This window comes from Pedobacter sp. Hv1 (assembly GCF_001412215.1).
In the GTDB taxonomy this organism is placed as follows: domain Bacteria; phylum Bacteroidota; class Bacteroidia; order Sphingobacteriales; family Sphingobacteriaceae; genus Pedobacter.
Genome location: NZ_LLWP01000001.1, coordinates 242,937 through 266,388 on the forward strand (window position 1 = coordinate 242,937; position 23,452 = coordinate 266,388).

Sequence of the window (23,452 nt, forward strand, 5' to 3'; positions counted from 1 at the left end):
ACCCTTTAAAACAACCGAACAATTTTCTGACCATCCAAATATTATCGAACAAAAGTCATTTTTTAATAAAAAAATATGAATATAATTCTTTTAATACATAGATTTATAGAATTAAAACCAAAAAACATGACTTTAGACAAAATTGATCTGGCCATTTTAAGGTTGATGCAAGAAAATGCTCGAATATCTAATATCCAAATGGCCAAAGAATTAGAAATGGCTCCATCGGCGGTATTGGAACGTGTAAAAAAATTGGAGCAGAAAAATGTGATTATGCAATATACAGCAAGAATAGATCCTGATGCTGTTGATTTAAAGCTGCTTGCATTTATTTCTATGCGCACCTCAAATACAGTGGGTTGCACCACTACAGCAGACGAACTGGCACAGATTAAAGAAGTACAAGAGGTACACATCGTTGCAGGCGAAGATTGTTACCTGGTAAAGGTAAGAACAACCGATTCTGCCTCATTAATGGCCTTGATGCGAGATTCTTTTAGCAAAATATCAAATATCCTTTCTGTTCGAACCACCATTGTACTCGAAACTGTTAAAGAACAACAACAATTAATCATTCCCGAAAACCCTACTAAATAAACCCTATTATGGCAAACGTAAAAAAATCAGCCCCCTTAATTATTGTATATCTAGCCTTTGCCATTGTTTATATTGTGTGGGGGTCTACCTACTTTTTTATCCAAAAAGCACTAGCCGGCTTTCCGCCATTTATATTAGGCTCTTTTAGGTTTATTGTAGCTGGCCTATTGCTCATCACTTGGTGCAAGTTTACCGGAAAAGAAATATTCGATAGCAAAACTATTAAACATGCCACCGTAAGTGGAATATTGATGTTAGGCATTGGCACTGGAATCGTCATTTGGGTAGAACAATTTATTCCAAGTGGACTTGTGGCCATTATGGTCGCTTCTGCAGCCATTTGGTTTGTAGTATTGGACAAACCTAAATGGAAAGAAAACCTGAGCAGTACTTCTACGGTTACCGGTTTGATTGTGGGCTTTATTGGTGTAATTTTATTATTTGGCGAGCAATTGATCCATATTCTTAACACCAGCCAAAGCACCACACAAATTATAGGTATCATCCTATTAATTTTAGGTCCTATTGCATGGGCTGCTGGTTCTCTTTATTCAAAATATACGTCAGACCCAAATAGTTCTGTATCGGTAAATACGGCATGGCAAATGATTGCCGCAGGAATCGCTTTCATTCCTGGTAGTATTTTCAGTTCAGAGTTTAAACATTTCAACTGGCAAAACATCCCATTGGATGCTTGGCTCTCGATTATCTATTTGATCATTTTTGGTTCAATCGCCGCATTTAGCGCATATGTTTGGTTGTTAAAGGTTCGTCCGGCTACACAGGTAAGCACCTATGCTTATGTAAACCCTGTAGTAGCAGTTTTATTGAGTCTGTGTTTTACCAGCGAAAGAATAACCTTGATCCAGGTAGCTGGCCTTGTTGTTATTTTAGGCAGCGTACTCTTGATCAACTTGGCCAAGTATAGACAAAGTAAAACAGTAGCATTGCCGACATAAGTTACTTCGCTTTTTCTAGCGCTTTACTTAAAGCTTTGGCAATTTGAACACCATCTGGCAATACATCAACTACTATACCTTCTTTATTGATTAAAAAATGGGTGGGGTAAGCTGCTACATTCAGCTGATCACTCATATACTTACCTTGGTTAGGAACTGTAGCATAATCAAACGCTACTTTGGTTAAAAACTGCTGCAGTTCCTTTTTCGAATCTGAGGCCAAACTAATAAAAAGAATATCAGCTCGGTCTTGATATTTTTTAACCATTGCATTTAAATCGGGCATTTCTTTTACACAGGCTACACAGCCAATAAACCAACATTTTAATAATACGATTTTTCCCTTGGTATTTGCTGGTGTATAAATCTTTCCATTTACATCGGTAAAACTAAAGTTCGGAACTGGTTTTCCCCGCAGCTGATGAAACTTCAATTCTTCCTTCGAAAACTGTTCCATATAAGCACCAATAAACGAATCTGCTTTTGGGTTGATTTTTTCTAATCTATAAATATGCTCATCGGCTTTGGCATTAATTACCAAAGGAAAATAACGGCCAGAACTCATTTGAGTTAAGAAACTTTGCTTACTGATCAGCTCTCCTTTGGCATTCAAAGGGGTAAAATCTTGAAATAGCTCAACATTTTGGGTATAATAAGCCCAAAAACTATTAAAATTTTTCAAAATTGATTCTACTGGCTGCAAAGGTAGCCCCAGCTTTGTATCAGCTGGTTTTAAGCTTTCTACAGGAGTTGGATTTGATTTTTTTTCTTCAAGAGCTACTTTAGGGTTTTGAGTACAAGAAAAAAACAGACTTGTGCATAACAAGCCGCAGTAAAACATATTTTTCATACCGTTTAGTTTAAAGTTCAATACAAGATAAGTATTATTAACTAAAAACTTAGTAGAAAAATTTATTTTACCTATATTTTTTTAACGCCTCCCATAAAGTCTCGTCATAATCGTACACATCGGGTCTGAATTGCACTTTATCGTGCTCAACCCAAGCGGTATAATAACCTATTACCACCGCAATATTCTTTCTGGTGGCAAACCAAGCAGGCTTTAATTCGAAGGTTTTTGTGGTATCTGTTCTTTTGGCTAATTTCTTTTTATACAATGGCATCCTGGTGGTATCAACCGGAGGCAGATTAACTTCCATACGCAAATCATCGTATTGATTTTTACTTTTTACCATTAATTGCGCAAACTCCAATGGTTTTTCAATGCGCACACAACCATGACTAATTGCTCTATTGGCCAATCTAAATCCATTTTTGTTATTGGTATCGTGCAGGTAGATACTTGAGCTGTTGTCGAAAATAAACTTAAACTTACCCAATGCATTCCCCTCGCCAGAACCTTGTTTAAATTGAAAGGGCAGCTTATCTCTCGAATATTTGTTCCATTGAATGGTATCGGGATCATTCACCAATTTGCCTTTATAATAGACCTTAATGTTACTGTTCGACAGATAATAAGGGTCTTTGATGGCTTGATAATAAATCTCACTTTGTGCTATACTTACCGGAATGTTCCAGATGGGATTAACCTGTATGGCATTAAACACGCTAAACAATTGTGGTGTTTCGTGATTTTTAGGTTTATCATCTAGGTTACCCGATTTAAGATACAGCTTCATCTTCTCTTTGTAAGTAGCCTCTCTTTTGCTGCCCACACAAACATTCATCCGTGTTAAAGTATCCTGTTTATCCAACCATGTTAAAGAAAAATCTGGAATATTAACCATCACCACCTCATCCGTTTTCATCGGTAATTGCCAACGTAAACGCTCCATGTTCAACTTGATTAATCTGATGGCAGGGTCATGATCTGTTTTTAAGCTATCGCGATACTTCGCTAAAGCCTGTTTCAATGCCAAATAACTTTTTGAGGTTTGTTGGGCATCTTTTAAAACAGACAAAAGATTTTGATTATTTAAGACAGAATCCATTGCCAAACTATCTGGGCGCTTGTTGGTAATGTAATAACGGTTAAATATTTTACGTGGATTTACAGCTCCATATTTAATGGCATTGTGATATTTCAATAAAGCATCTGCTGTTTTGATTTCCAGATCGGCAATTACCGGATACACTTCTTCTATTGTTTTGAAACGATTGGCATTCAATGTTTTCAAAAGAGCAGTCAATTCATTTACCCCAAACGCTTCTGGATTAAATCCATCAGCTTTACTAGCTTCTAGATAGCTTTTTAGACTATCCAATTTGCCATTGGGAAAAAACCGTGTAATTAATATGGGATTATTTTGGTGCGAATCGTAAAAGGCAGCAATTACCTTAGGATTGGACAATTTATTGCTCACTTCGTCCATTTTTTTGTTAAAAATGAGATCATAAGCAACCGTGTCAAATTTTTTGTAAAGTTTATTATCGAAATGTTTGGCCAATACAGTCGCTACTTCAGGTTCTGTATTAAACCAGCCGCACGAACTTAAAAACAAACATAAAACGAAAAAGAGTAGCGTTTTCTTCAATTTTTTTGAGATTTAGATGATAGTTTTTCTTAGTTAAATCACGTAACTACTTCAAATTAAATGCCATATTTTTTTGATTTCACATTTACAAAGCTATATTTGCATCATCTTCTCGCCAAAATTACGGAAAGAAAGTAATATATGATCCAAGTTTTAAACCATCACGTACATTTACATCATCGCCATTGTGGCGATAGATAGATTAATGTTTTGTACGCAAAACGGTTTTTGAAACAGGTTCAATATGCTTATTCCTAATTTTATATCAAGTGAAAACACTTAAAATAGCTATCCAAAAATCGGGTAGATTAAACGAAAAATCAGTAGAAATTCTTAAAAATTGTGGTTTATCTTTCGAGAACTACAAAAGCTCATTGATATCAACAGTTACTAATTTTCCATTAGAAATTCTGTTTTTAAGAGATGACGATATCCCCGAATATGTGCAAGATGGCATTGCCGATCTGGGCATTGTTGGCGAAAATGTAATCATTGAGGCCGGTGCAGAAGTATCCTATTTGCAAAAGTTGGGCTTTGGTAAATGCACCTTAAAAATAGCTGTTCAAAGCACCGATCATATTACGGAACTTTCGCAATTGAACGGTAAGGCCATTGCCACTTCCTACCCGGTAATCCTACAAAAATACCTTTCAGAAAATAACGTAAATGCACAGATCAGAAACATATCTGGCTCGGTAGAAATTGGTCCGGGTTTAGGTTTGAGCGATGCCATTTTCGACATCGTTTCTACTGGGGCTACACTAAAAAGCAATGGCCTAAAACCATTCAAAAATGTGATGGATTCTGAAGCGGTACTGATCTGTAGCAAAGGCATTGAGCTGGCACCAGAAGTGTTAGAACTCTTGCAAAGAATTCAATCTGTACTGAGGGCCAAAGCTACCAAGTATGTGGTTTTGAATGTAGAAAAAGTCAATCTCCAAGCCGTAGTAGATTTATTGCCTGGTGTAAAAAGTCCTACTATCGTTCCATTGTTTGAAGAGGATTGGGTTGCCGTTCATTCTGTAATAGCGGAGCAAGATTTCTGGGAAAAAATCAATAGCCTTAAATTGGCCGGTGCCCAAGGAATTGTAGTAATGCCAATTGAGAAAATCATTACCTAAAAGAGCTTATATCTTAGCAAAAAGACGTTATTTAATATTAACTATTAGTTAAATTCAAAACATAACAAATTGAAAATCTATAATTACAGAGATTTAACTCAACAAAAAATAGAGCAACTATGTTCACGTCAGGCAGAAGATGATGATTTGATCTTTTCGAGGGTAGAAACGATCCTTTCTACTGTAAAATCTGATGGTGACAACGCCCTATTTTCGTTTACCGAACAATTTGACAAGGTTAAATTGAACACCTTATTTATTGGCAAATCCGAGTTGCAAGCACTGGCTGAAGCTATTCCCTTAGCAGTAAAAAATGCCATTGATATTGCTTATCAAAATATCTATACCTTCCACGCAGCTCAGCTTCAAACAGAAGCTAAAATTGAGACCATGCCTGGGGTAACTTGTTGGCGAGAAGCTAGAGCCATAGCAAAAGTTGGGCTTTATATTCCTGGTGGCACAGCCGTACTGCCCAGTACTTTTTTAATGTTGGGTATTCCTGCTCAAATTGCGGGTTGCAAAGAAATTGTAGTCTGCTCTCCTCCACAAAGTGATGGCAAGATCAACACCTATATTGCCTATGTGGCCACCTTGTTAAACATCGAGAAGGTTTACTTGGTTGGGGGTGCACAAGCTGTGGCTGCAATGGCTTATGGTACCACCACAATCCCGAAGGTTGACAAAATTTTTGGCCCTGGAAACCGCTATGTAACCGAAGCCAAAAAACAGGTTCAAAATACGCTTGCCATTGATATGCCTGCAGGTCCATCAGAGGTTTTGGTAGTGGCTGATGATACTGCCAATCCGTCATTTATTGCTGCAGACCTTCTTGCGCAGGCAGAGCATGGAACTGATAGTCAAGCGATATTGGTGGCTACCTCAGCTCAAATGATAAGCAAAACCATTTCAGCAATTGAAAAACAGCTACTTGACCTACCTAGAAAGGATATTGCAGCTAAAGCAATTGCCAATTCTTACATCATTTATGCCGAAAATTTAACCGAAGCAATGGATTTTAGCAATAGCTATGCACCAGAGCACTTAATTTTGGCAACCGAAAATTTTAAACCACTTATTCCGTTGATTATCAATGCGGGGTCTGTTTTCTTGGGTAACTTAACTCCAGAAAGCGCTGGCGATTATGCCTCTGGCACCAACCACACTTTACCCACAAGTGGTTTTGCCAAAGCATTTTCGGGTGTTTCAGTTGATTCTTTTTTAAAGAAGATCACCTTTCAACACTTAACAGCTAATGGTTTAAACAATATTGGCCCCACAGTTGAAGTATTGGCAACAGCAGAAGGGTTACAAGCACACCGAAATGCGATAACAATAAGATTAAAAGAGATGTGAAAAGTTAGCTATGAGAAACTAGAACCTATCCCAGTCTCATACCTCAAATCTCACTTCTCATCTCTCAAAAAAAAGAAAAATGGATATCAAAGACCTACAAAGAGAAAACATTAAAACCCTACGCCCCTACTCTACCGCTAGAGACGAGTTTAAGGGTGAAGCCAGTATATTTTTAGATGCCAACGAGAACAGCTTTGGCTCTCCTTTACCAGCCAATTACAACCGCTATCCAGACCCTTTACAATTGGACTTAAAAGATGCGATTAGTAAAATTAAAGGGGTGCCCATAGAAAATACATTTTTGGGCAATGGTAGCGATGAAGCAATCGACCTTTTGTTTAGGGCTTTTTGCAACCCAGGCAAAGACAATGTAATTATCCTTCCACCAACGTATGGCATGTACGAGGTTTCGGCAAACATCAACGATGTAGAGGTAAGAAAAGTTGAGCTCTTGCCCAACTTCCAACTTGACCTAGAAAAGATTGCAGAAGCGATAGACGCTAACACCAAACTGATTTTTATCTGTTCGCCTAACAACCCCACAGGTAATTCGATCATTAGAACAGATATAGAGACGATCTTAGCCAACTTTAAGGGCTTAGTGGTGATTGATGAGGCTTACATCAATTTCGCCAAGCAGAAGACCTTTATTCAAGAATTAACAGAATATGCCAACTTGGTCATCTTGCAAACCTTTTCAAAAGCTTGGGGCTTGGCTGCGCTACGTTTGGGCATGGCTTTTTCTTCACGCCCAGTTATTGATATCCTGAATAAAGTAAAACCTCCCTATAACATCAATCAGGCTACACAAGATTTGGCCTTGGCCGCTTTGCAAAACATTCAACAAGTTAACCAGTGGATTACCCTAACGGTTACAGAACGAGAAAGGTTACGCACCGAGTTGGCCAAACTGCCATTGGTTAAAAAAGTTTACCCCTCAGACGCTAATTTTATATTGGTTGAAGTGACTGATGCAATAGCCACCTATAATTCGCTGATGGATAAAGGAATTATTGTTCGCGATCGTTCAAAAGTATCGCTTTGTGAAGGTTGTTTAAGAATTACCGTAGGCACCGAAGCAGAGAATACAGCATTGATAAGGGTTATGGGTTGTGAGTTGTAGGTTGCGAGTTATATGTTGCAGGCTTTGAGCTTTCCGCTTTAAGCCTTAAGCTTAATTATAATTTAAACAAATGAAAAAAATATTATTTATAGACCGAGATGGCACGCTGAACATCGAACCTGAGGATGAGCAGGTGGATAGTTTTGCCAAGCTGAAATTCTATCCAAGGGCATTGTATTACCTCTCTAAAATTGCCAAAGAGCTGGATTTTGAGTTGGTAATGGTCACCAACCAGGACGGATTAGGTACACCTTCAAATCCTGAAGAAAACTTTTGGCCAATACACAATTTTATGATCGATACTTTTGCCAACGAGGGTGTGATATTTAGTGAGGTGGTGATAGACAGGACTTTTGCAAAAGACAATGCCCCTACCCGCAAACCACAAACCGGACTATTGACCAAATATTTTGATGAAGCATACGATCTGAAAAATTCTTTCGTAATTGGCGATCGGTTGAATGATGTAATCTTAGCCAAAAACCTTGGTGCTAAAGCTATTTTTCTCCGTCAGAATGATGCTTTAGGGGCCAATGAGGCTTTAGACAAAATAGAAACCTTAGGTGATGTAATTGCTTTAGAGACCAGAAACTGGGAAGACATTTATACTTTTTTAAGGGCTGGTGCCAGAAAGGTAAGTCACCAACGTAAAACAAACGAAACCGACATTACAATTAGCCTAGATTTAGATGGTACAGGTAAAGCAAATATCAAAACGGGTCTAAATTTCTTCGACCATATGTTAGACCAGATTGCCAGACACGGCAGCATGGATTTGGACATAGTGGCCAAAGGCGACCTACACATTGACGAACACCACACCATTGAAGATACAGGTATTGCCTTAGGCGAAGCCTTTGCACAAGCATTAGGCAATAAACTTGGCATTGAACGTTATGGTTTTTGCCTGCCCATGGATGATTGTTTGGCGCAGGTTGCCATTGATTTTGGCGGCAGGAATTGGATAGTTTGGGATGCTGATTTTAAGCGAGAAAAAGTTGGAGATATGCCTACAGAAATGTTCTTCCACTTTTTTAAATCTTTTAGCGATACGGCAAAATGCAACCTCAATATCAAAGCCGAAGGCGATAATGAACACCATAAAATAGAAGCGATCTTTAAAGCCTTTGCTAAAGCAATTAAAATGGCCGTTAAAAGAGATGCTGAAAAACTGGTTTTACCAAGTACAAAGGGCGTGTTGTAAGGCGGGAAATTGGTTAATTGTTTAATCGGTTAATTGGTTAACTGTTTAACTGGAGAGCTTAAACCAAGGACTTACTTTAAGACCGAGAGGCTTTAGCGCACAAACTTTGTAAAATAAACCTGATAGCAGTGGAAATGTTTTTATTGATCTTCGACAAGCTCAGACTGACAATAAAAATGTTGCAACGAATAGCGGGACTGCAGCACCAATGAAAAACTGACACTCATTTTCTACTATTTAAAAAGAGAAATGGACGAAAACAATAAAAAAGAAAATACAATTGGCATTGTAAACTATGGTGCTGGCAATATTTTTTCGCTTACCGCGGCATTAGAGCGGCAAGACATTGCTTATGGCATGGTCAATACCGAAACTGATCTGGAAAAGTACGACCGCATCATCATTCCAGGAGTTGGGCATGCGGGTGCAGCGATGCAGAAGCTCGATCAAACGGGCATGGTCAATGCCATTAAAGCCTTAACCAAACCCGTACTGGGCATTTGCGTGGGCATGCAGTTGTTAACCGCTCATTCTGAAGAAGGAGATGCAAACTTACTGGATATCATCCCTTTACAAACTAAACTTTTTGATAAAGATTTAGGCATCAAAATCCCCCATATGGGATGGAATACCGTAGATTTTAAAAACAATCTGCTATTTAAGGATGTTCAAGAGGGTACACAATTTTACTTTGTACATTCTTATTTTATTGAATATAACCCTATTTTTGATATTGCCTCTGTAAATTATGGCAACAGGTTTTCGGCGGCAATACAGAAAGATAATTTTTATGGCGTTCAGTTTCACCCAGAGAAATCTGGTGCAGCAGGGGCGCTTTTATTGAAAAACTTCTCAAACCTAAGTTTATAAAATGTACATTATCCCTGCAATTGATATTTTAGATGGAAAAGTTGTCCGCTTACGCGAAGGCGACTATAACCAAAAAACTGAGTACGATGTTTCGATCAAAGAAATGATTGAACGTTACCGATCTAACGGCACAGATTTCATTCACATTATTGACTTGAATGGAGCCAAAGGAGATTTTAGCAATCAGAAAACCTTATTCGACATCATTAAAAAAACTGATATGCGGGTGCAATATGGTGGCGGAATAAGAACCATAGAACAGGTAAACAATCTTTTAGATTCGGGCATACATCGGGTTATTGTGGGTACACAGGCCATTAGCAATCCAGATTTTTTACCCGAATTGAGTAAGGCCTTTGTTAAAAAAGAAGGTTATGCCAATAGGATCGTGATTGCAATTGATGTATTGGACGAGGTGATCAAATATTCGGGCTGGATGGAAAGCTCTCCAATTAAATTAATGGATTACGTTGACAAATGTTTGCAACTGGGTTTCTTCCGCTTCTTGTGTACCGACATTAACAAAGATGGCAAATTAGAAGGTGCTGCTGTAGATTTATACAAAAAACTATTAGACCACTCGCCTTTTATCAAGTTAATTGCCTCTGGTGGGGTAAGCTCAATGGACGACATTAAAGAACTGGCCAAACTAGACATTAGAAGTGTGGTTGTGGGCAAAGCAATTTACGAGGATAGGATTTCTATTGAAGAGATCAAAGAATGGAATTTGAAAGCTTTAAGCTCTATCTAGACGTAAGATTTTAGTATTTAGTATTTAGACATTGTCTAGAACAATCTAACTACTAAATACCAACTACTAAATACTATGTTATCAAAAAGAATTATCCCTTGTTTAGATGTTAAAGATGGGCGTACGGTAAAGGGCGTCAATTTTGTTGACCTACGTGATGCAGGTGATCCGGTTGAGCTAGCAGCACAATACGCAGCGCAAGGTGCAGACGAGCTTGTCTTTTTAGACATTACAGCTACACACGAACGTCGTAAAACGATGATCGAGATGGTGAAAGCAGTAGCCAGACAATTGAACATTCCTTTCACCATTGGTGGCGGAATTAGCGAAATTACCGATGCAGAAGCACTGTTAAATGCAGGTGCAGATAAGATCAGCGTCAATTCTGCTGCAGTTAAGAACCCTCAATTGATTGAAGATTTGGCAAAAGCATTTGGGGTACAGTTTGTAGTTTTAGCGGTTGACACCAAACATATTGATGGCAAAAACATTGTACACCTTAATGGCGGCAGGTTAATTACCGAGCTAGAAACAGAAAGCTGGATTAAACGAGCTGAAGATTTGGGTGCAGGTGAGATCTTGTTAACCTCTATGGACCATGATGGCACTAAGCAGGGATTTGATTGCAAACTACTTGAGAAAATAAACCAAATGATCAATATTCCGATCATCGCCTCTGGCGGAGCAGGAAAAACCGAACACTTTACCGAAGTTTTTCAAAAAGCTGGGGTTGATGCTGCATTGGCCGCTTCGGTATTCCATTATGGTGAAATATTGATCCCCGAATTGAAACAAGAATTAAGAAAACACAATATCCCAGTAAGATTGTAAAGAGATGTGAGAAGCTAGATGTGAGACTTGAGATGTGAGTATGAAGATAAAAGACTAAAGAAGATATGAGACTTGAGAAGTGAGAATTGAGATATTAGATTTGAGTATCAAGATAAAAGGCAATTAACCTATTTTCTATTCCCCATTCCCTATTTACTACTACTACCTATTTACCAAATAACAAATGAATATAGACAGCTCATCCCTTGATTGGGAGAAAACAAATGGCTTAATCCCAGTAATTGTACAAGACAACAAAACGTTAGAAGTTTTAATGTTGGGCTACATGAATGTTGAAGCTTTTGAAAAAACACAGGATGAAGGCAAAGTAACTTTCTTTTCGCGTTCTAAAAACCGTTTATGGACCAAAGGTGAAGAAAGTGGCAATTTTCTTTTTGTAAAATCTATCCATATCGATTGCGATAACGACACCATATTGGTTAAAGCCACTCCTGTAGGGCCAACTTGCCATACCGGAAGCAGAAGCTGTTTCAAAACTGATTATAACCAGAACTTTATTTTTGAGTTAGAAAATATCATTAATGATAGGTATGAAAATCCAATTGAAGACTCCTACATTAATAAGATGCGTAAAAAAGGGCTGAACAAAATTGCTCAAAAAGTTGGCGAAGAAGGTGTAGAAACCGTAATCGCCGCATTGGCAGAAACTGAAAAAGAGTTTATTGGCGAAGCATCAGACTTACTTTTTCACTTGATGTTCTTGTTAAAAGAAAAAGGGCTATCTATTCAGGATATTGCTTTAAATTTGGAGAAAAGACACAAATCAAGTTAAAGGTTGAAAGTTAAAAGTTCACCACAACTCAACTTTTTACTTTAAACTTTTCACTTTAAACTTCAATATGCTCAAACATCTTCAAACATTTGCCGGACATCAAAACCCCGTTTACGCCTTGGTCAATACTGATCAACCTGGGCTATTTTTGAGCGCTGGCAATGACAAGGGCGTTGTAGAATGGTCGTTAGCCAACATGGCTTTTGTAAGGGTAAAAATACCTGTTCAAAGTTCTGTTTATTGTTTACACCGATACCAGCATCAACTTTTTATAGGCGAAAGAAGTGGTGCTTTTAGCGTTTTTGACCTAAACACATCAAAAATTGTTGCCAGAGTAAACGCACACACCAAACCTATTTTCGATATCCAAACTATTCAGAGGAAAAACGAATTACTTACTACCGGAGAAGATGGAACTGTAGCTGTTTGGTCGTTGGTAGATTTTAAAGAGATCTATCGGTTCCAAGTGGCTTACGATACCGTGAGGTGTATCGCTGTTTCGCCAGATGAAACTGAAATTGCCTTTGGCTGCAAAGACCATTTGATCCGCATCTATAACCTAACCGATTACAGCTTAAAACAAGCTTTAGAAGGGCATTCTTTACCTGTAACTTCCTTAAGCTACCACCCCAACAATCATTACTTGATTTCTGGCAGCCGGGATGCGCAATTAAAAATATGGACTTTGCCCAACTATGCGCTATTGCAAACTATTCCTGCGCATATGTTTACCATTTACAATATTGCTTTCCATCCAAACCTCCCCTATTTTGCAACAAGTAGTCAGGATAAGAGCATTAAACTTTGGGATGCCGAAAATTTCAAACTCTATAAAATCTTAAGCATTGAAAAAGCTGGTGTTGGTCACACACATTCCATCAATAAAATCATTTGGTCTGCCGATGGAAAATACCTGATTTCGACAGGAGATGATAGAAAAGTAATGATTTGGGAATTTAACGAGGCTTAAAGGGATTTGTAATGAATCTTGCTACTCGTTTCCAAAAAGGAAGTTTATATGAAGTAATTACAGCTGCACCAAGCACGTGCTGTTCAGCATCATGATCAACCTTTAACATGATGTTCAAATTTTCAATTTTTTCTGGCAAGACAATAAGTTCCTTGGTTAAATAACCAACACTGGAAAATATCAAAACTACCTGCTGATCTTGTTGTGGCTGAATGGAAATTTTAAACCTCCCTTCATTATCCGTAAATGCAAATTGTGCTGTACCTTTTATCCACACCTTTACACCAAGCAGATTTGTTTGACTTAAGCTATCTTTTACTTTACCATTGATCATTAAACTGTCTTTGCGAAGCTCGAGTGCTAATATTTTTGTCTGAACAGTTTTTCTTTCTTCATGAATTTTATGACTAGCATAAGCTTGAGTACCTGCAAACAAAGCTAAACAAGACGTTAATAGAATCTTCGAGCTCAACGCCCAATTGTTTGAGCTAGTTTTATCTTTTTTAACAGCATCCAATTGATACTGGTTAAAATGTCCACATACTTTCCGATCTGTTTTGCCAAACCAATCTATCAGTTCTGCTGTACTCCACGACTTGAAATCAACAACCTCCCTTTCACAAAAACTACAAATTCGCCCATCTTTAGCGGGCTGCATATCGTTCCAATTCTTTTGGCAGGGCTCTGGCACAGTAATTTTAAGTTTCGACATATCAACACAATTTTATAAAGATAACTTTTTGCCTTAAATTCTATTGTAATAGGAAATTATATCGCTTTTCATTTCAAATTTTGCCTAAATCATTTACCTTTAGCGTATGGACATGACTAAATTACCTGTATTAGATGCTGCGCAGATTAGAGTATTGGGCGCTTTGATGGAAAAATGTAAAACTACCCCTGATTATTATCCAATGACCTTAAATGGTTTAGCGGCTGCCTGTAATCAAAAAACATCTCGTAAACCAGTAGTTCAGTATGATGACTCGACCATAACAAATGCATTAAATACCTTAAAAATTGCTGGATTGATCTCTACAGCCACTGGAGGTTCGATCAGGAACATCAAATACAAACATAATTTTGCTATTGTTTTTCCGGTTTTACCTGCCGAAGTTGCCATCATGTGTCTTTTATTTTTACGAGGGCCACAAACCCCTGGCGAAATCAATACCAACTCTGGGAGGTTACATGAATTTGAGACTTTAGAAGAAGTACAACAGGTATTAGAGAAACTAGCTAATGAAGAACCTGCTTACATTAAACAATTACCGCGTAAACCTGGGCAAAAAGAAGTTCGCTACATGCACCTTTTCTCTGGCAACATAGAAGCTTTTGAAGAAGAGTACATTGCAAAAGAAAGTCCAAAGTCGAATAATGAGTTGGAAGAACGTTTAACCAAAGTAGAAGAAGAACTAGCGGAGCTTAAAACGAACTTTGACAAGTTGATGAAGGAGTTGATGGGGTAGTGAGTAATAAGTTTTAAGTGGTAAGTTTTAAGTTCAAAGTGAAAAGTTGAAAGTGAAAGGTTGAAAGTAACGTATTACTTAAAACTTACCACGCTCTATACAAATCTTTTGATGATCCTTAATTTATGCGTGTATCTCCCTAATTCTGCATTATAAATTCCTTGGTCGTCTATTGGATCAATTCTTACTTTGCCTGCTGCATGGATAATTTTGTCATTGCTTAACATTAAGCCCACATGCGTAATTTTTCCTTCTTCATTGTCAAAAAAAGCTAAGTCGCCTAAAGTGGCAGAAGCTAAAAAATCTACCAATTGACCTTGTTCTGCCTGTTGTGAAGCATCTCTCCTCAATTCGACCCCATTCAGTTTGTAAACGATCTGTACAAAACCAGAACAGTCTATACCGAACAAAGTTCTTCCACCCCATAGATAAGGTGCATTTTCGTAAAATTTGGCGGTTTTTTCTACCTCTGTTTTAAACTTAACCCGATGTGGAAGAATAGGTGTAGATTTCACTTCAAACTGTTGCTCGCCCAAATAGCAAAACCCATCTTCAAAATAAGGTAAAGTACTACCTGGACTTAAATAATAAGCAGTTCCATTGCTGGCAATTAGGGTATTGTTTAATTGAGCAGATGTAACATATTTAAAGCCGTTATCATCAACAAACTGTAGTTCAGAAATCTTCTCCAACTGTTTATGGTCCATCCATGCCTGATACTGATCATGATGCGTTAGCACCAAACACCACTTTTCGGTTTTTTCTAACACTTTTACCCGATCTCCAAAAAGCAGTTGCGATACAATTTCGCTTCTATCTGATGGTTCTTTTCTTAACGGCGCTACAGCAACTCGACAAACGTGGTAGGTTTCCATATTTTAATTTATGGCCTAAAAATAATGATAAACCATCAGAACCAAACATTTATGGGCAAAATTTGTTATTTTTATAGTGTTAAATTTAAATGCTTGCCCGATGAACTTTAAAAAGATATTAATTGCTGTAGACAATAGTACTTGTTCTGAAAAAGCAGCAAAAAGTGGCTATGAAATGGCTACAAAATTTGGTGCAGAAATAGCCCTGCTCAACATTATTGAACCTGCCCCCACTACTGTAAATCCAGATTTCACGTTGGCTCCTGTTTTTATGGAAATGTACGACAACAGTGAAGAAAATAGTCACCTGTTGTTAAAGGAAATGGAAAGCAAATACGGCAATGGCATTGCCACTACCTATTTAACTGTTTTAGACACGGCAAGCCATGGCATTTTACAGCAGGCCGAATTATGGGGTGCTGAACTAATTGTAATTGGCACACATGGAAGAACGGGCTTATACCACTTTTTAATGGGCAGCGTAGCCGAACATGTAGCCAGAAAATCTGCCTGTCCGGTTTTAATTGTACCTAACAAAGGCGAAAATTAACGAACACTTTAAATTCAATATTTAGATTTTAATTAATTTTGAGATCTATGAAGATCCATATTTTTGGCGCCTCTGGTTCTGGTGTAACCACTTTAGGCAATGCTTTAGCCAACAAACTCAATATCCCCTATTTTGATAGCGACAATTACTTTTGGGAACCATCAGACCCACCATTTACAAAAAGAAGGGCGCCCGACAAACGTAATCAATTGATTAAAGAAGCAATGCAACCACAAGATGATTGGATTTTAGGTGGTTCTATCATCAATTGGGGCACAACAGTATTTCCGGCCTTTGACCTGATTGTCTTTTTATGGATTCCTGCTGAAATTAGAATGGAAAGATTAAAAAACAGAGAGCAAGAACGTTATGGAGACATCATTTTTACCGATCCGGGAAGAAACAGCTTATTTAATGAATTTATAGCTTGGGCAGAAGATTACGACAATGACACTGGCATAGCCAACAGAACATTAAATGCACATCAAAATTGGCTCAAGCAACAACGCTCGCCTATTTTAATGCTTAAGGAAAACTACACCACTGACGAAAGAATGGAGATGATCTTAAACGTGTTGGTTGAGAAAGGTTTTCTCAACTAGCAGATTTAAAAATCCGCAATAAAAAAAGTCGGGATTACAAATCCCGACTAACAATTTTAAAAACGATAAGGTCTTTATTATCCTTCTTGGTGTAACCAAGCTTTTTTGGCTAACAATTCTTCCTCGGTTTCACGAATATCTTCATCATCAACACAACAATCTACCGGGCATACCGCAGCACATTGAGGTTCATCATGAAAGCCTTTACATTCTGTACATTTATCAGAAACGATATAATAAACCTCATCAGAAATTGCTTCTTGCGAAGCTCCTGCATCAATTTGTTGGTCACCAAAGTCGATAATACCATCTAAATTGGTACCATCAGAAAATCTCCAGGCAGTACCTGCGTCATATATTGCATTATTTGGGCATTCTGGCTCACATGCTCCACAATTAATGCATTCGTCTGTTATTTTAATTGCCATGTCTTCGTCTATATCTATTGCTAAGTTTAACTTTGCACCGCAAATATAACACATATTCATTTATAATAGTTCTAAATATGTCATCACTTACCAAAGGAAGATTAATTATTGCGTTACAAAAGCTCAGCGAATTTATGGCTAAACCTAGCGATGAATTTAAAAATGTAGCCGAATCAATCCAACACCACAATGCTTGGTTTACCCCAACAGAAGTAAATAAAGCTTTGGCCTCCTTAAGTAAAATGCTGAACACAGCTGATCTAGAGGCATGGTTTGAGCAGATCAACATTAATCCAACACCCAAAAAAGTAGGATTGATCTTGGCAGGAAACATCCCTTTAGTAGGCTTTCATGATGTACTTTGTGTATTGGCTATTGGCAACATTGCGATGATCAAAATGTCGTCGGCTGATGATAAATTATTACCTGCCCTATTGAAACAACTGGTAATTTTTGAGCCTGAACTGGCAACTCAGATCAGTTATGTAGAACGATTAAAAGATTTCGATGCCATTATTGCTACTGGCAGTAACAATACCTCTCGTTATTTTGACTATTATTTTGGTAAAGTACCTAACATCATCCGTAAGAATAGAAATAGCGTTGCCGTATTAAGTGGTCATGAAACTACCGCAGAGCTCGAAAATCTTGGCCACGATATTTTCGATTATTTTGGTTTAGGCTGCAGAAATGTATCTAAAATCTATGTTCCTGAAAATTACGATATGAAAAATTTCTTCGAACCTATTGAGCAATACCAAAAAATTATCGACCATTTTAAATACAACAACAATTACGATTACAACAAGTCTATTTATTTGGTTAACAGCGCAAAACACCTCGACAATGGCTTTATCTTGGTTAAAGAAGATAAAAATTTTGTATCGCCATTGGCAGTATTGTTTTACGAAGAATACAAAACTATAGCCGAAATTGAGGCTAAACTGAATGAACAAGATGAGCAAATCCAGTGTGTAGTGGCTACACTTCCCCTAAAAATCAATAAAGAAAAAGTAGGTTTTGGCGATAGTCAGAATCCTAAACTTTGGGATTATGCCGATAATATCAACACCATTGATTTTTTAAAAACCATATAAGATACTCGGCATCTACTAATTTTTAGATTGAAGTATAAAATTTAACACTATATCTGCAATAATTATATATTTGTAGCTCGTGTACAAGAGCAAACATATCAAAAGATCAAGAATTGCCTTTATTTTTATGGCATTGTACATCTTTATTGCTACTCCATTAAGTTTTTGGCACCACTGTGATGAGCTTGAAAACGAGACACATGTTGCCAAAATCGAAAAAACAAGCCAAAAAGATCCAAAAATTGTTCTTGACAAAGAAGCCAAAAAATGTTTGATCTGTGGGTTCGAATATTCGCCCATTATCAACAATGTGGTATTTACCAGTTTACCTAACGTTTATTCGTATCCAGCTCTTTTTACCCAAAAAATTATAAGTAAAGAAAGTGCGTTTAATGCTTTACACACCAACAAAGGACCCCCAAGCCTTTTCGTGTAAATTTTACAATCGTCTCTTTTATTAACCACATTATTCTTAGGCATCTCAATGCCGAGACTTATTATTTTATGGAAATCTTAAAAACAGAAATGCTATGCAAGCAATATGGTGCGGCCATGGTATTAAAAAATTTAAATCTATCTATACAACAAGGTGAAATCTATTGTCTTTTAGGCCAAAATGGTGCAGGTAAAACTACTACCATTAACTTATTCTTAGGTTTTATACAGGCTAGTTCTGGCAAAATATATGTAAATAACACCGAGGTAAAAATTAACGACAACCTCCCTAAAGAATTTATATCATACATACCTGAAGTAGTACAACTGTATGACAACCTGAGCGGTATAGAAAATTTGGATTATTTTAGCCGCCTTGCCGGAAAAAAATACAACACCGCACAATTAGCTGATTTTTTAACGGAAACTGGTTTACAAAAAAATGCTCATCATAAACATTTAAAAGGTTATAGCAAAGGCATGCGACAAAAGGTTGCCATTGCAATTGCTTTGGCAAAAAATGCAAAGGTTATTTTTATGGATGAGCCTACCAGTGGACTAGACCCTATGGCTACTGATGAATTTTCAAGAATTGTAAATAATCTAAAGCAACAGGGTAAAACCGTTTTCATGGCTACACACGACATTTTTAATGCCGTAAATATTGCAAGTACCATAGGCATTATGAAAGGTGGCGAACTTGTGCAGCAAATTAATCCAAAAAACATCACAGCAGTAGAATTACAAAAACTCTATCTAGAAACCGTCTAACACACTATCATGAAATTATATTTATTAAAACACATCGGTTTATCCTTTGTGTTAACGCTTGCGTTTAGCCTATTGGTAAACCATGCAGAGGCACAAATTTTAATTAAAGGTCAAATTACCAAAAACAACACCACCCCCATTAATGATGCTACAATCCATTTAAAAAATTTAAACAACACCTATAAAGGCAGTACAGATAGTTTAGGCAATTTTAAGATTGATATAGGCTCTACAGGAAAATATGTACTCACGATACAAGCTGAAGGCTACACTACATTTACCAAAACCTACACTATTAATCAACCCAATAGTTTTAACCTTGGTGTACTTATTTTAGAACCGCATGAAGAAAACTTGCAAACCGTTGAAATTGTTGGTACAAAGAGCAAAAAGTACTATAGCAATTATTCATTTTCGGCCAATAAAATTGCCACATTAAACAAAGATATCCCACAAGCAATATCTACAGTAAGTAAAGAATTAATTACCGATAGGCAAGCATTTACTTTATCAGAAGCCTTAAAAAACACCAGTGGTGTTACCCCAATTAGCTATTACAACCAGTTTAGCATTAGGGGGATCAGCCAGAATGAAGAGGGAACGATTATCAACGGAATGCGTACACGTCAACATTACTTCAATCAACCCTTAACTAATAACATTGAGCGGATTGAAATTATCAAAGGCCCGGCAAGTGCAACATTATCAAGTGTAGACCCAGGCGGAAGTATCAATTTGGTAACCAAAAAGCCATTGGCAGAAGAAAGGAAAGAAATCAGCATCGCTACTGGCAGTTTTAGCTCAATTACAGGTACACTAGATTTTACTGGCCCATTAAATAAAGACAAAAGTTTGTTGTACAGACTAAATGTTGGCCATAGAGATGCCAGAAGTTTTAGAGACCTCCAGTTTTACAAAGACATTTTAATTTCTCCATCGTTTTCTTATGTACCTAATGACAAAACTAACATCAATGTAGAGCTTATTTACAACAACAGTAACAACCGTTTAGATAGAGGACAAGCCATATTTGGTGCTGTTGCTGGCAAAACAGACCTACACAGTACTCCGATTAACTTTAGCATTGGTGCACCAAATGATTACTTCAAAAGTAAAGAGCTTGTACTAATGAGTAGCTTTTCTCATGCGTTTACCAAAAAGATTAGCCTCAACATTTCTTACATGAAACAAACTTGGTCTGAAAATCTACTCGAACACCGAACTACCAATTCTTTTGCAGTTGATGTAAACAATAAACCCATCCCCACATTGGCAGCCATGCAGGTTGTACAAAGGCAACAATTTTGGAATACAGATAACTTAAGTGCTTATTTTAATATCAATGGCAAAACTGGTCCACTTAGCCATAAACTTGTGGTGGGTTACGATTTCATCAATACCATTAAGTATTTGGGTGGCGGGCAAAACGCTGCTCGTGGCTATTTATTGGCCGATGGCAAATCAACAGCTAATTACGACCCTAACAAACAAAGCTTATATCAGCTAACCAGTTACAATGGTGTGTTAGCCCCTAAACCTAATGTTGAACACTTTGATCTGCAAAACCCTAATTATACATTACGCAATACCAGCGATTATATTTTCAGCAAGTCGAGCCTACAACCGGGTTTATATCAAGTTAATGGAATTTACCTCCAAGACCAGATCAATTATGACAAATTAACTTTAAATATTGGCTTAAGGCAGGAATGGTTTGAAGACATTAGCAATTATAAAACCAACAATAAGATAAGTGTTGCACAACATAAATTCTTACCCCGACTGGGTTTAATGTATGCCATAAATGAAAACATAAACGTTTATACAACTTACCTACAAGGCTACCAGCCCCAATCAAATACCGCAAATTTAGTTCCGGTGCCCCCTCCTGTTGGCACAAATTTCCCTGCATTAACAAGCGATTTAAAGGAAGTAGGGCTAAAATCTGAGTGGTTCAGCAAAAGAATCTTATTTAATCTATCCGTTTACGAAATCAATCAGAAAAACTTATTGATGAGTGCTAACGACCCTAATAATCCAGATCTACTCACCACCCGTGGCGCTGAAAGAAGTAGAGGCCTCGATCTTGATCTTTCTGGCTCCATACAATCGAACTGGCAGTTCAACTTCACCTATAGTTACATCAATGCCACCATAACTAACGACAAAAATCCATTACTAATTGGAGCACGTAAACAAAATACGCCTATCCACAGTGGTAGTTTATGGACACGTTATAATATAGAGCAACTCCAGAAAATAAAAGGATTAGGTTTTGGTTTGGGCATTCAATACAGTGGCGACAAAATACCTTGGTACACTCGAGATTTTATTTTACCAGCATACACTTTAGTTGATGCTGCGATCTATTATCAACCCAACAAAAGCAAATTGCAATTGGCTTTAAATGTCAACAATATATTCAATAGCACTTATTGGCTTGGGGCACAGAATTACTTAAGGTTGTTTCCAGGTACTCCACGAAATATGATGCTCAATGCCACCTATAAATTTTAAATGGAGGAGGAAGTAGAAGGCTGAAGGCGAAAAGCTGAAAGCTGAAAGCAGAAGGCTAAAGGATAAAAGTGGAAAACTTAAAACTGACAGCTAACAACTCATAACCCTTAGCTCATTACAACACTTTTACGCTTTTATCCTTGCTCCTTCTTAATCAACTCCATATTAAATCAAATAATTAAAACATCCTATGTCTTTTCATAAAATATTCCTCATTGCAAAACTAACTTGGATAACCGCTCTAAAGAGTCGAGCTACCTTAATTTTAACATTGGTTTTGGGCATTGCACTATTTGCTGCCACCTATATTGGCTGGCAGAATTTCAAGACCCAAAATGATCAACGAACCAAGTATAAAGCTTTGGTAAGAGAAAAATGGTTAGCAAAGCCAGATAAACACCCACACAGGATGGCCCATTACGGTTACTTGGCCTTTAGGCCGAAACACGAATTGAGCTTTTTTGATTTTGGTATAGAAAGTTTTGCTGGGGTTTCTATCTTTTTAGAAGCCCATAAACAGAATACTGTTAATTTCTCTGAATCTAGTTTTTCAAATGGTATCATCCGGTTTGGAGAAATGAGTATTGCCATGATCTTACAGGTACTCGTACCTCTCCTTATTTTCTTTTTAGGCTATAAAAGTATCTCTGCCGAAAGAGAAAATGGCACCTTGAAAATACTCTTTTGTCAAGGTGTTAAATGGTCTGAATTGTTGTTAGGGAAAATTGTGGGCATTATCTCTGTAAGTTTTGTGCTCTTCATTCCTGTAATCTGTATTACTATTTTATTATGGGCAATGCTCAGTAATTGGCAGGTAAGCACCGATGCCGCTCAAAGATTGATCTTCTTGCTAACAGGTTATGCCCTTTATTTTATCATTTGCAGCTGTCTGGCTGTTCTTGTTTCTGCTTGGCACCGTACTTCTAGAGGCGCACTAACTGTTTTAGTTGTTTTATGGATCATATTTATTGTCATTTTACCAAAAGCTACTCAATCATTAGGTACCCAACTCTATCCATCGCCATCCAAAATAGAGTTTAATGCAGCCATTGAAAAAGAGTTAAGTAAACAAGGCGATAGCCACAACCCAAATGATCCTCATTACGAGCAGTTCAAAAAAGATATCCTTAAAAAGTATAAGGTAGATTCAACAAGTCAGCTCTCTGTTAATTATGGTGGCTTGGTAATGGCCGAGGGCGAAAGAATAAGTGCACAAATTTATCAGCAACATCAAAATAGATTGGTACAAACCTATATCAAACAAAACAGTTTTACCAGAGCTGCTGCATTTTTGAACCCTTATTTAGCCATCAAAAACTTGTCTATGGCATTAACAGGAGCAGACTATGCCAACTATCTCGATTTTCAGAATCAAACCGAAAAATTCAGGTATGACCTTGCACAAAAGATGAATGCCTTACAAATTGAGCACATTAGTAATGTTAAACAAGGTGAAAATGATAAACCTTATACCATTAGCCATAAATACTGGTCAGAATTGCCTGATTTTAAATATCAATTCAAAACGATCAATTGGGTATTAAAAAATGAAGTGTATTCAGTAGTCGCTTTAATGGTATGGTTTACCCTCTTAATGACACTACTATTTACGATTACCAAAAAATTAAAAACGTTATAAAC

24 protein-coding genes are annotated in these 23,452 nt (G+C 37.3%); 19 read left to right on the top strand and 5 right to left on the bottom strand.

From position 1 onward, the window contains the following. Positions 1-126 precede the first annotated feature (126 nt). Both AQF98_RS01200 and AQF98_RS01205 read left to right on the top strand, forming a co-directional pair. Positions 127-597 (top strand): Lrp/AsnC family transcriptional regulator, encoded by a 471-nt coding sequence (locus AQF98_RS01200; RefSeq protein ID WP_055130090.1) that lies wholly within the window; start codon positions 127-129, stop codon positions 595-597. Between the two features lie 8 nt (positions 598-605). After that, positions 606-1,556, top strand: a complete 951-nt coding sequence (locus tag AQF98_RS01205; RefSeq protein ID WP_055130091.1) for an EamA family transporter — start codon at positions 606-608, stop codon at positions 1,554-1,556. Between the two features lies 1 nt (position 1,557). Here AQF98_RS01205 and AQF98_RS01210 read toward each other — a convergent pair whose 3' ends face one another. Both AQF98_RS01210 and AQF98_RS01215 read right to left on the bottom strand, forming a co-directional pair. Continuing rightward, complete coding sequence (locus tag AQF98_RS01210; RefSeq protein ID WP_055130092.1) at positions 1,558-2,406, bottom strand: TlpA disulfide reductase family protein; 849 nt, start codon at positions 2,404-2,406, stop codon at positions 1,558-1,560. 67 nt (positions 2,407-2,473) lie between these two features. Next, positions 2,474-4,051 carry a L,D-transpeptidase family protein gene (locus tag AQF98_RS01215; protein ID WP_055130093.1) on the bottom strand — a complete coding sequence of 526 codons (1,578 nt, stop codon included), beginning with the start codon at positions 4,049-4,051 and terminating at the stop codon, positions 2,474-2,476. A gap of 269 nt (positions 4,052-4,320) precedes the next feature. Between AQF98_RS01215 and hisG the strand changes: the two genes are divergently transcribed. The 9 genes from hisG (at position 4,321) to AQF98_RS01260 (ending at position 13,067) form a co-directional block, all read left to right on the top strand. Beyond that, positions 4,321-5,172 carry an ATP phosphoribosyltransferase gene (gene hisG, locus AQF98_RS01220; RefSeq protein ID WP_055130094.1) on the top strand — a complete coding sequence of 284 codons (852 nt, stop codon included), beginning with the start codon at positions 4,321-4,323 and terminating at the stop codon, positions 5,170-5,172. A gap of 69 nt (positions 5,173-5,241) precedes the next feature. After that, positions 5,242-6,525, top strand: a complete 1,284-nt coding sequence (gene hisD / locus AQF98_RS01225; RefSeq protein ID WP_055130095.1) for a histidinol dehydrogenase — start codon at positions 5,242-5,244, stop codon at positions 6,523-6,525. 79 nt (positions 6,526-6,604) lie between these two features. Beyond that, a complete protein-coding gene (gene hisC, locus AQF98_RS01230; protein WP_055130096.1) occupies positions 6,605-7,648 on the top strand; it encodes a histidinol-phosphate transaminase in 1,044 nt (347 codons plus the stop codon). Positions 7,649-7,718: 70 nt separating this feature from the next. Next, entirely contained in the window at positions 7,719-8,852 is a 1,134-nt protein-coding gene (gene hisB, locus AQF98_RS01235) for a bifunctional histidinol-phosphatase/imidazoleglycerol-phosphate dehydratase HisB (protein ID WP_055130097.1), read from the top strand. A 249-nt stretch (positions 8,853-9,101) separates the two neighbouring features. Further along, positions 9,102-9,722, top strand: a complete 621-nt coding sequence (gene hisH / locus AQF98_RS01240; RefSeq protein WP_055130098.1) for an imidazole glycerol phosphate synthase subunit HisH — start codon at positions 9,102-9,104, stop codon at positions 9,720-9,722. Between the two features lies 1 nt (position 9,723). After that, positions 9,724-10,473, top strand: a complete 750-nt coding sequence (gene hisA / locus AQF98_RS01245) for a 1-(5-phosphoribosyl)-5-[(5-phosphoribosylamino)methylideneamino]imidazole-4-carboxamide isomerase (protein ID WP_055130099.1) — start codon at positions 9,724-9,726, stop codon at positions 10,471-10,473. Between the two features lie 75 nt (positions 10,474-10,548). Next, a complete protein-coding gene (hisF, locus tag AQF98_RS01250) occupies positions 10,549-11,304 on the top strand; it encodes an imidazole glycerol phosphate synthase subunit HisF (RefSeq protein ID WP_055130100.1) in 756 nt (251 codons plus the stop codon). Positions 11,305-11,488: 184 nt separating this feature from the next. Further along, a complete protein-coding gene (hisIE, locus tag AQF98_RS01255) occupies positions 11,489-12,097 on the top strand; it encodes a bifunctional phosphoribosyl-AMP cyclohydrolase/phosphoribosyl-ATP diphosphatase HisIE (protein WP_055130101.1) in 609 nt (202 codons plus the stop codon). Positions 12,098-12,164: 67 nt separating this feature from the next. Further along, positions 12,165-13,067, top strand: coding sequence for a WD40 repeat domain-containing protein (locus tag AQF98_RS01260; protein ID WP_055130102.1), 903 nt, complete (start codon positions 12,165-12,167; stop codon positions 13,065-13,067). Here AQF98_RS01260 and AQF98_RS01265 read toward each other — a convergent pair. Continuing rightward, on the bottom strand, positions 13,054-13,779 hold the full coding sequence (locus AQF98_RS01265) for a carboxypeptidase-like regulatory domain-containing protein (protein ID WP_055130103.1): 726 nt from the start codon (positions 13,777-13,779) through the stop codon (positions 13,054-13,056). The two genes, AQF98_RS01260 and AQF98_RS01265, sit on opposite strands and share 14 nt — an antisense overlap. A gap of 106 nt (positions 13,780-13,885) precedes the next feature. On the opposite strand from AQF98_RS01265, the gene AQF98_RS01270 reads away from it, so the two are divergent. Continuing rightward, positions 13,886-14,536 carry a YceH family protein gene (locus AQF98_RS01270; RefSeq protein WP_055130104.1) on the top strand — a complete coding sequence of 217 codons (651 nt, stop codon included), beginning with the start codon at positions 13,886-13,888 and terminating at the stop codon, positions 14,534-14,536. 95 nt (positions 14,537-14,631) lie between these two features. Here the strand turns inward: AQF98_RS01270 and AQF98_RS01275 are convergent, their stop codons facing one another. Then, positions 14,632-15,411: a C40 family peptidase gene (locus AQF98_RS01275; protein WP_055130105.1), complete on the bottom strand. Its 780-nt coding sequence runs from the start codon at positions 15,409-15,411 to the stop codon at positions 14,632-14,634. 100 nt (positions 15,412-15,511) lie between these two features. Between AQF98_RS01275 and AQF98_RS01280 the strand changes: the two genes are divergently transcribed. Both AQF98_RS01280 and AQF98_RS01285 read left to right on the top strand, forming a co-directional pair. Next, a complete protein-coding gene (locus tag AQF98_RS01280) occupies positions 15,512-15,961 on the top strand; it encodes a universal stress protein (protein ID WP_055130106.1) in 450 nt (149 codons plus the stop codon). Positions 15,962-16,008: 47 nt separating this feature from the next. Continuing rightward, positions 16,009-16,563 (top strand): AAA family ATPase, encoded by a 555-nt coding sequence (locus tag AQF98_RS01285; protein ID WP_055130107.1) that lies wholly within the window; start codon positions 16,009-16,011, stop codon positions 16,561-16,563. A 77-nt stretch (positions 16,564-16,640) separates the two neighbouring features. Here the strand turns inward: AQF98_RS01285 and AQF98_RS01290 are convergent, their stop codons facing one another. After that, a complete protein-coding gene (locus AQF98_RS01290; protein ID WP_055130683.1) occupies positions 16,641-16,991 on the bottom strand; it encodes a 4Fe-4S dicluster domain-containing protein in 351 nt (116 codons plus the stop codon). A gap of 77 nt (positions 16,992-17,068) precedes the next feature. On the opposite strand from AQF98_RS01290, the gene AQF98_RS01295 reads away from it, so the two are divergent. The 5 genes from AQF98_RS01295 to AQF98_RS01315 all read left to right on the top strand — a co-directional run bounded on the left by AQF98_RS01295 (position 17,069) and on the right by AQF98_RS01315 (position 23,450). Further along, a complete protein-coding gene (locus tag AQF98_RS01295) occupies positions 17,069-18,088 on the top strand; it encodes an acyl-CoA reductase (protein ID WP_055130108.1) in 1,020 nt (339 codons plus the stop codon). A gap of 127 nt (positions 18,089-18,215) precedes the next feature. After that, positions 18,216-18,524, top strand: coding sequence for a hypothetical protein (locus AQF98_RS01300; RefSeq protein WP_055130109.1), 309 nt, complete (start codon positions 18,216-18,218; stop codon positions 18,522-18,524). A 68-nt stretch (positions 18,525-18,592) separates the two neighbouring features. Further along, complete coding sequence (locus tag AQF98_RS01305) at positions 18,593-19,294, top strand: ABC transporter ATP-binding protein (protein ID WP_055130110.1); 702 nt, start codon at positions 18,593-18,595, stop codon at positions 19,292-19,294. A gap of 9 nt (positions 19,295-19,303) precedes the next feature. Next, positions 19,304-21,811, top strand: a complete 2,508-nt coding sequence (locus AQF98_RS01310; RefSeq protein WP_055130111.1) for a TonB-dependent siderophore receptor — start codon at positions 19,304-19,306, stop codon at positions 21,809-21,811. Positions 21,812-22,001: 190 nt separating this feature from the next. Then, complete coding sequence (locus AQF98_RS01315) at positions 22,002-23,450, top strand: DUF3526 domain-containing protein (RefSeq protein ID WP_055130112.1); 1,449 nt, start codon at positions 22,002-22,004, stop codon at positions 23,448-23,450. Positions 23,451-23,452: the final 2 nt, after the last annotated feature.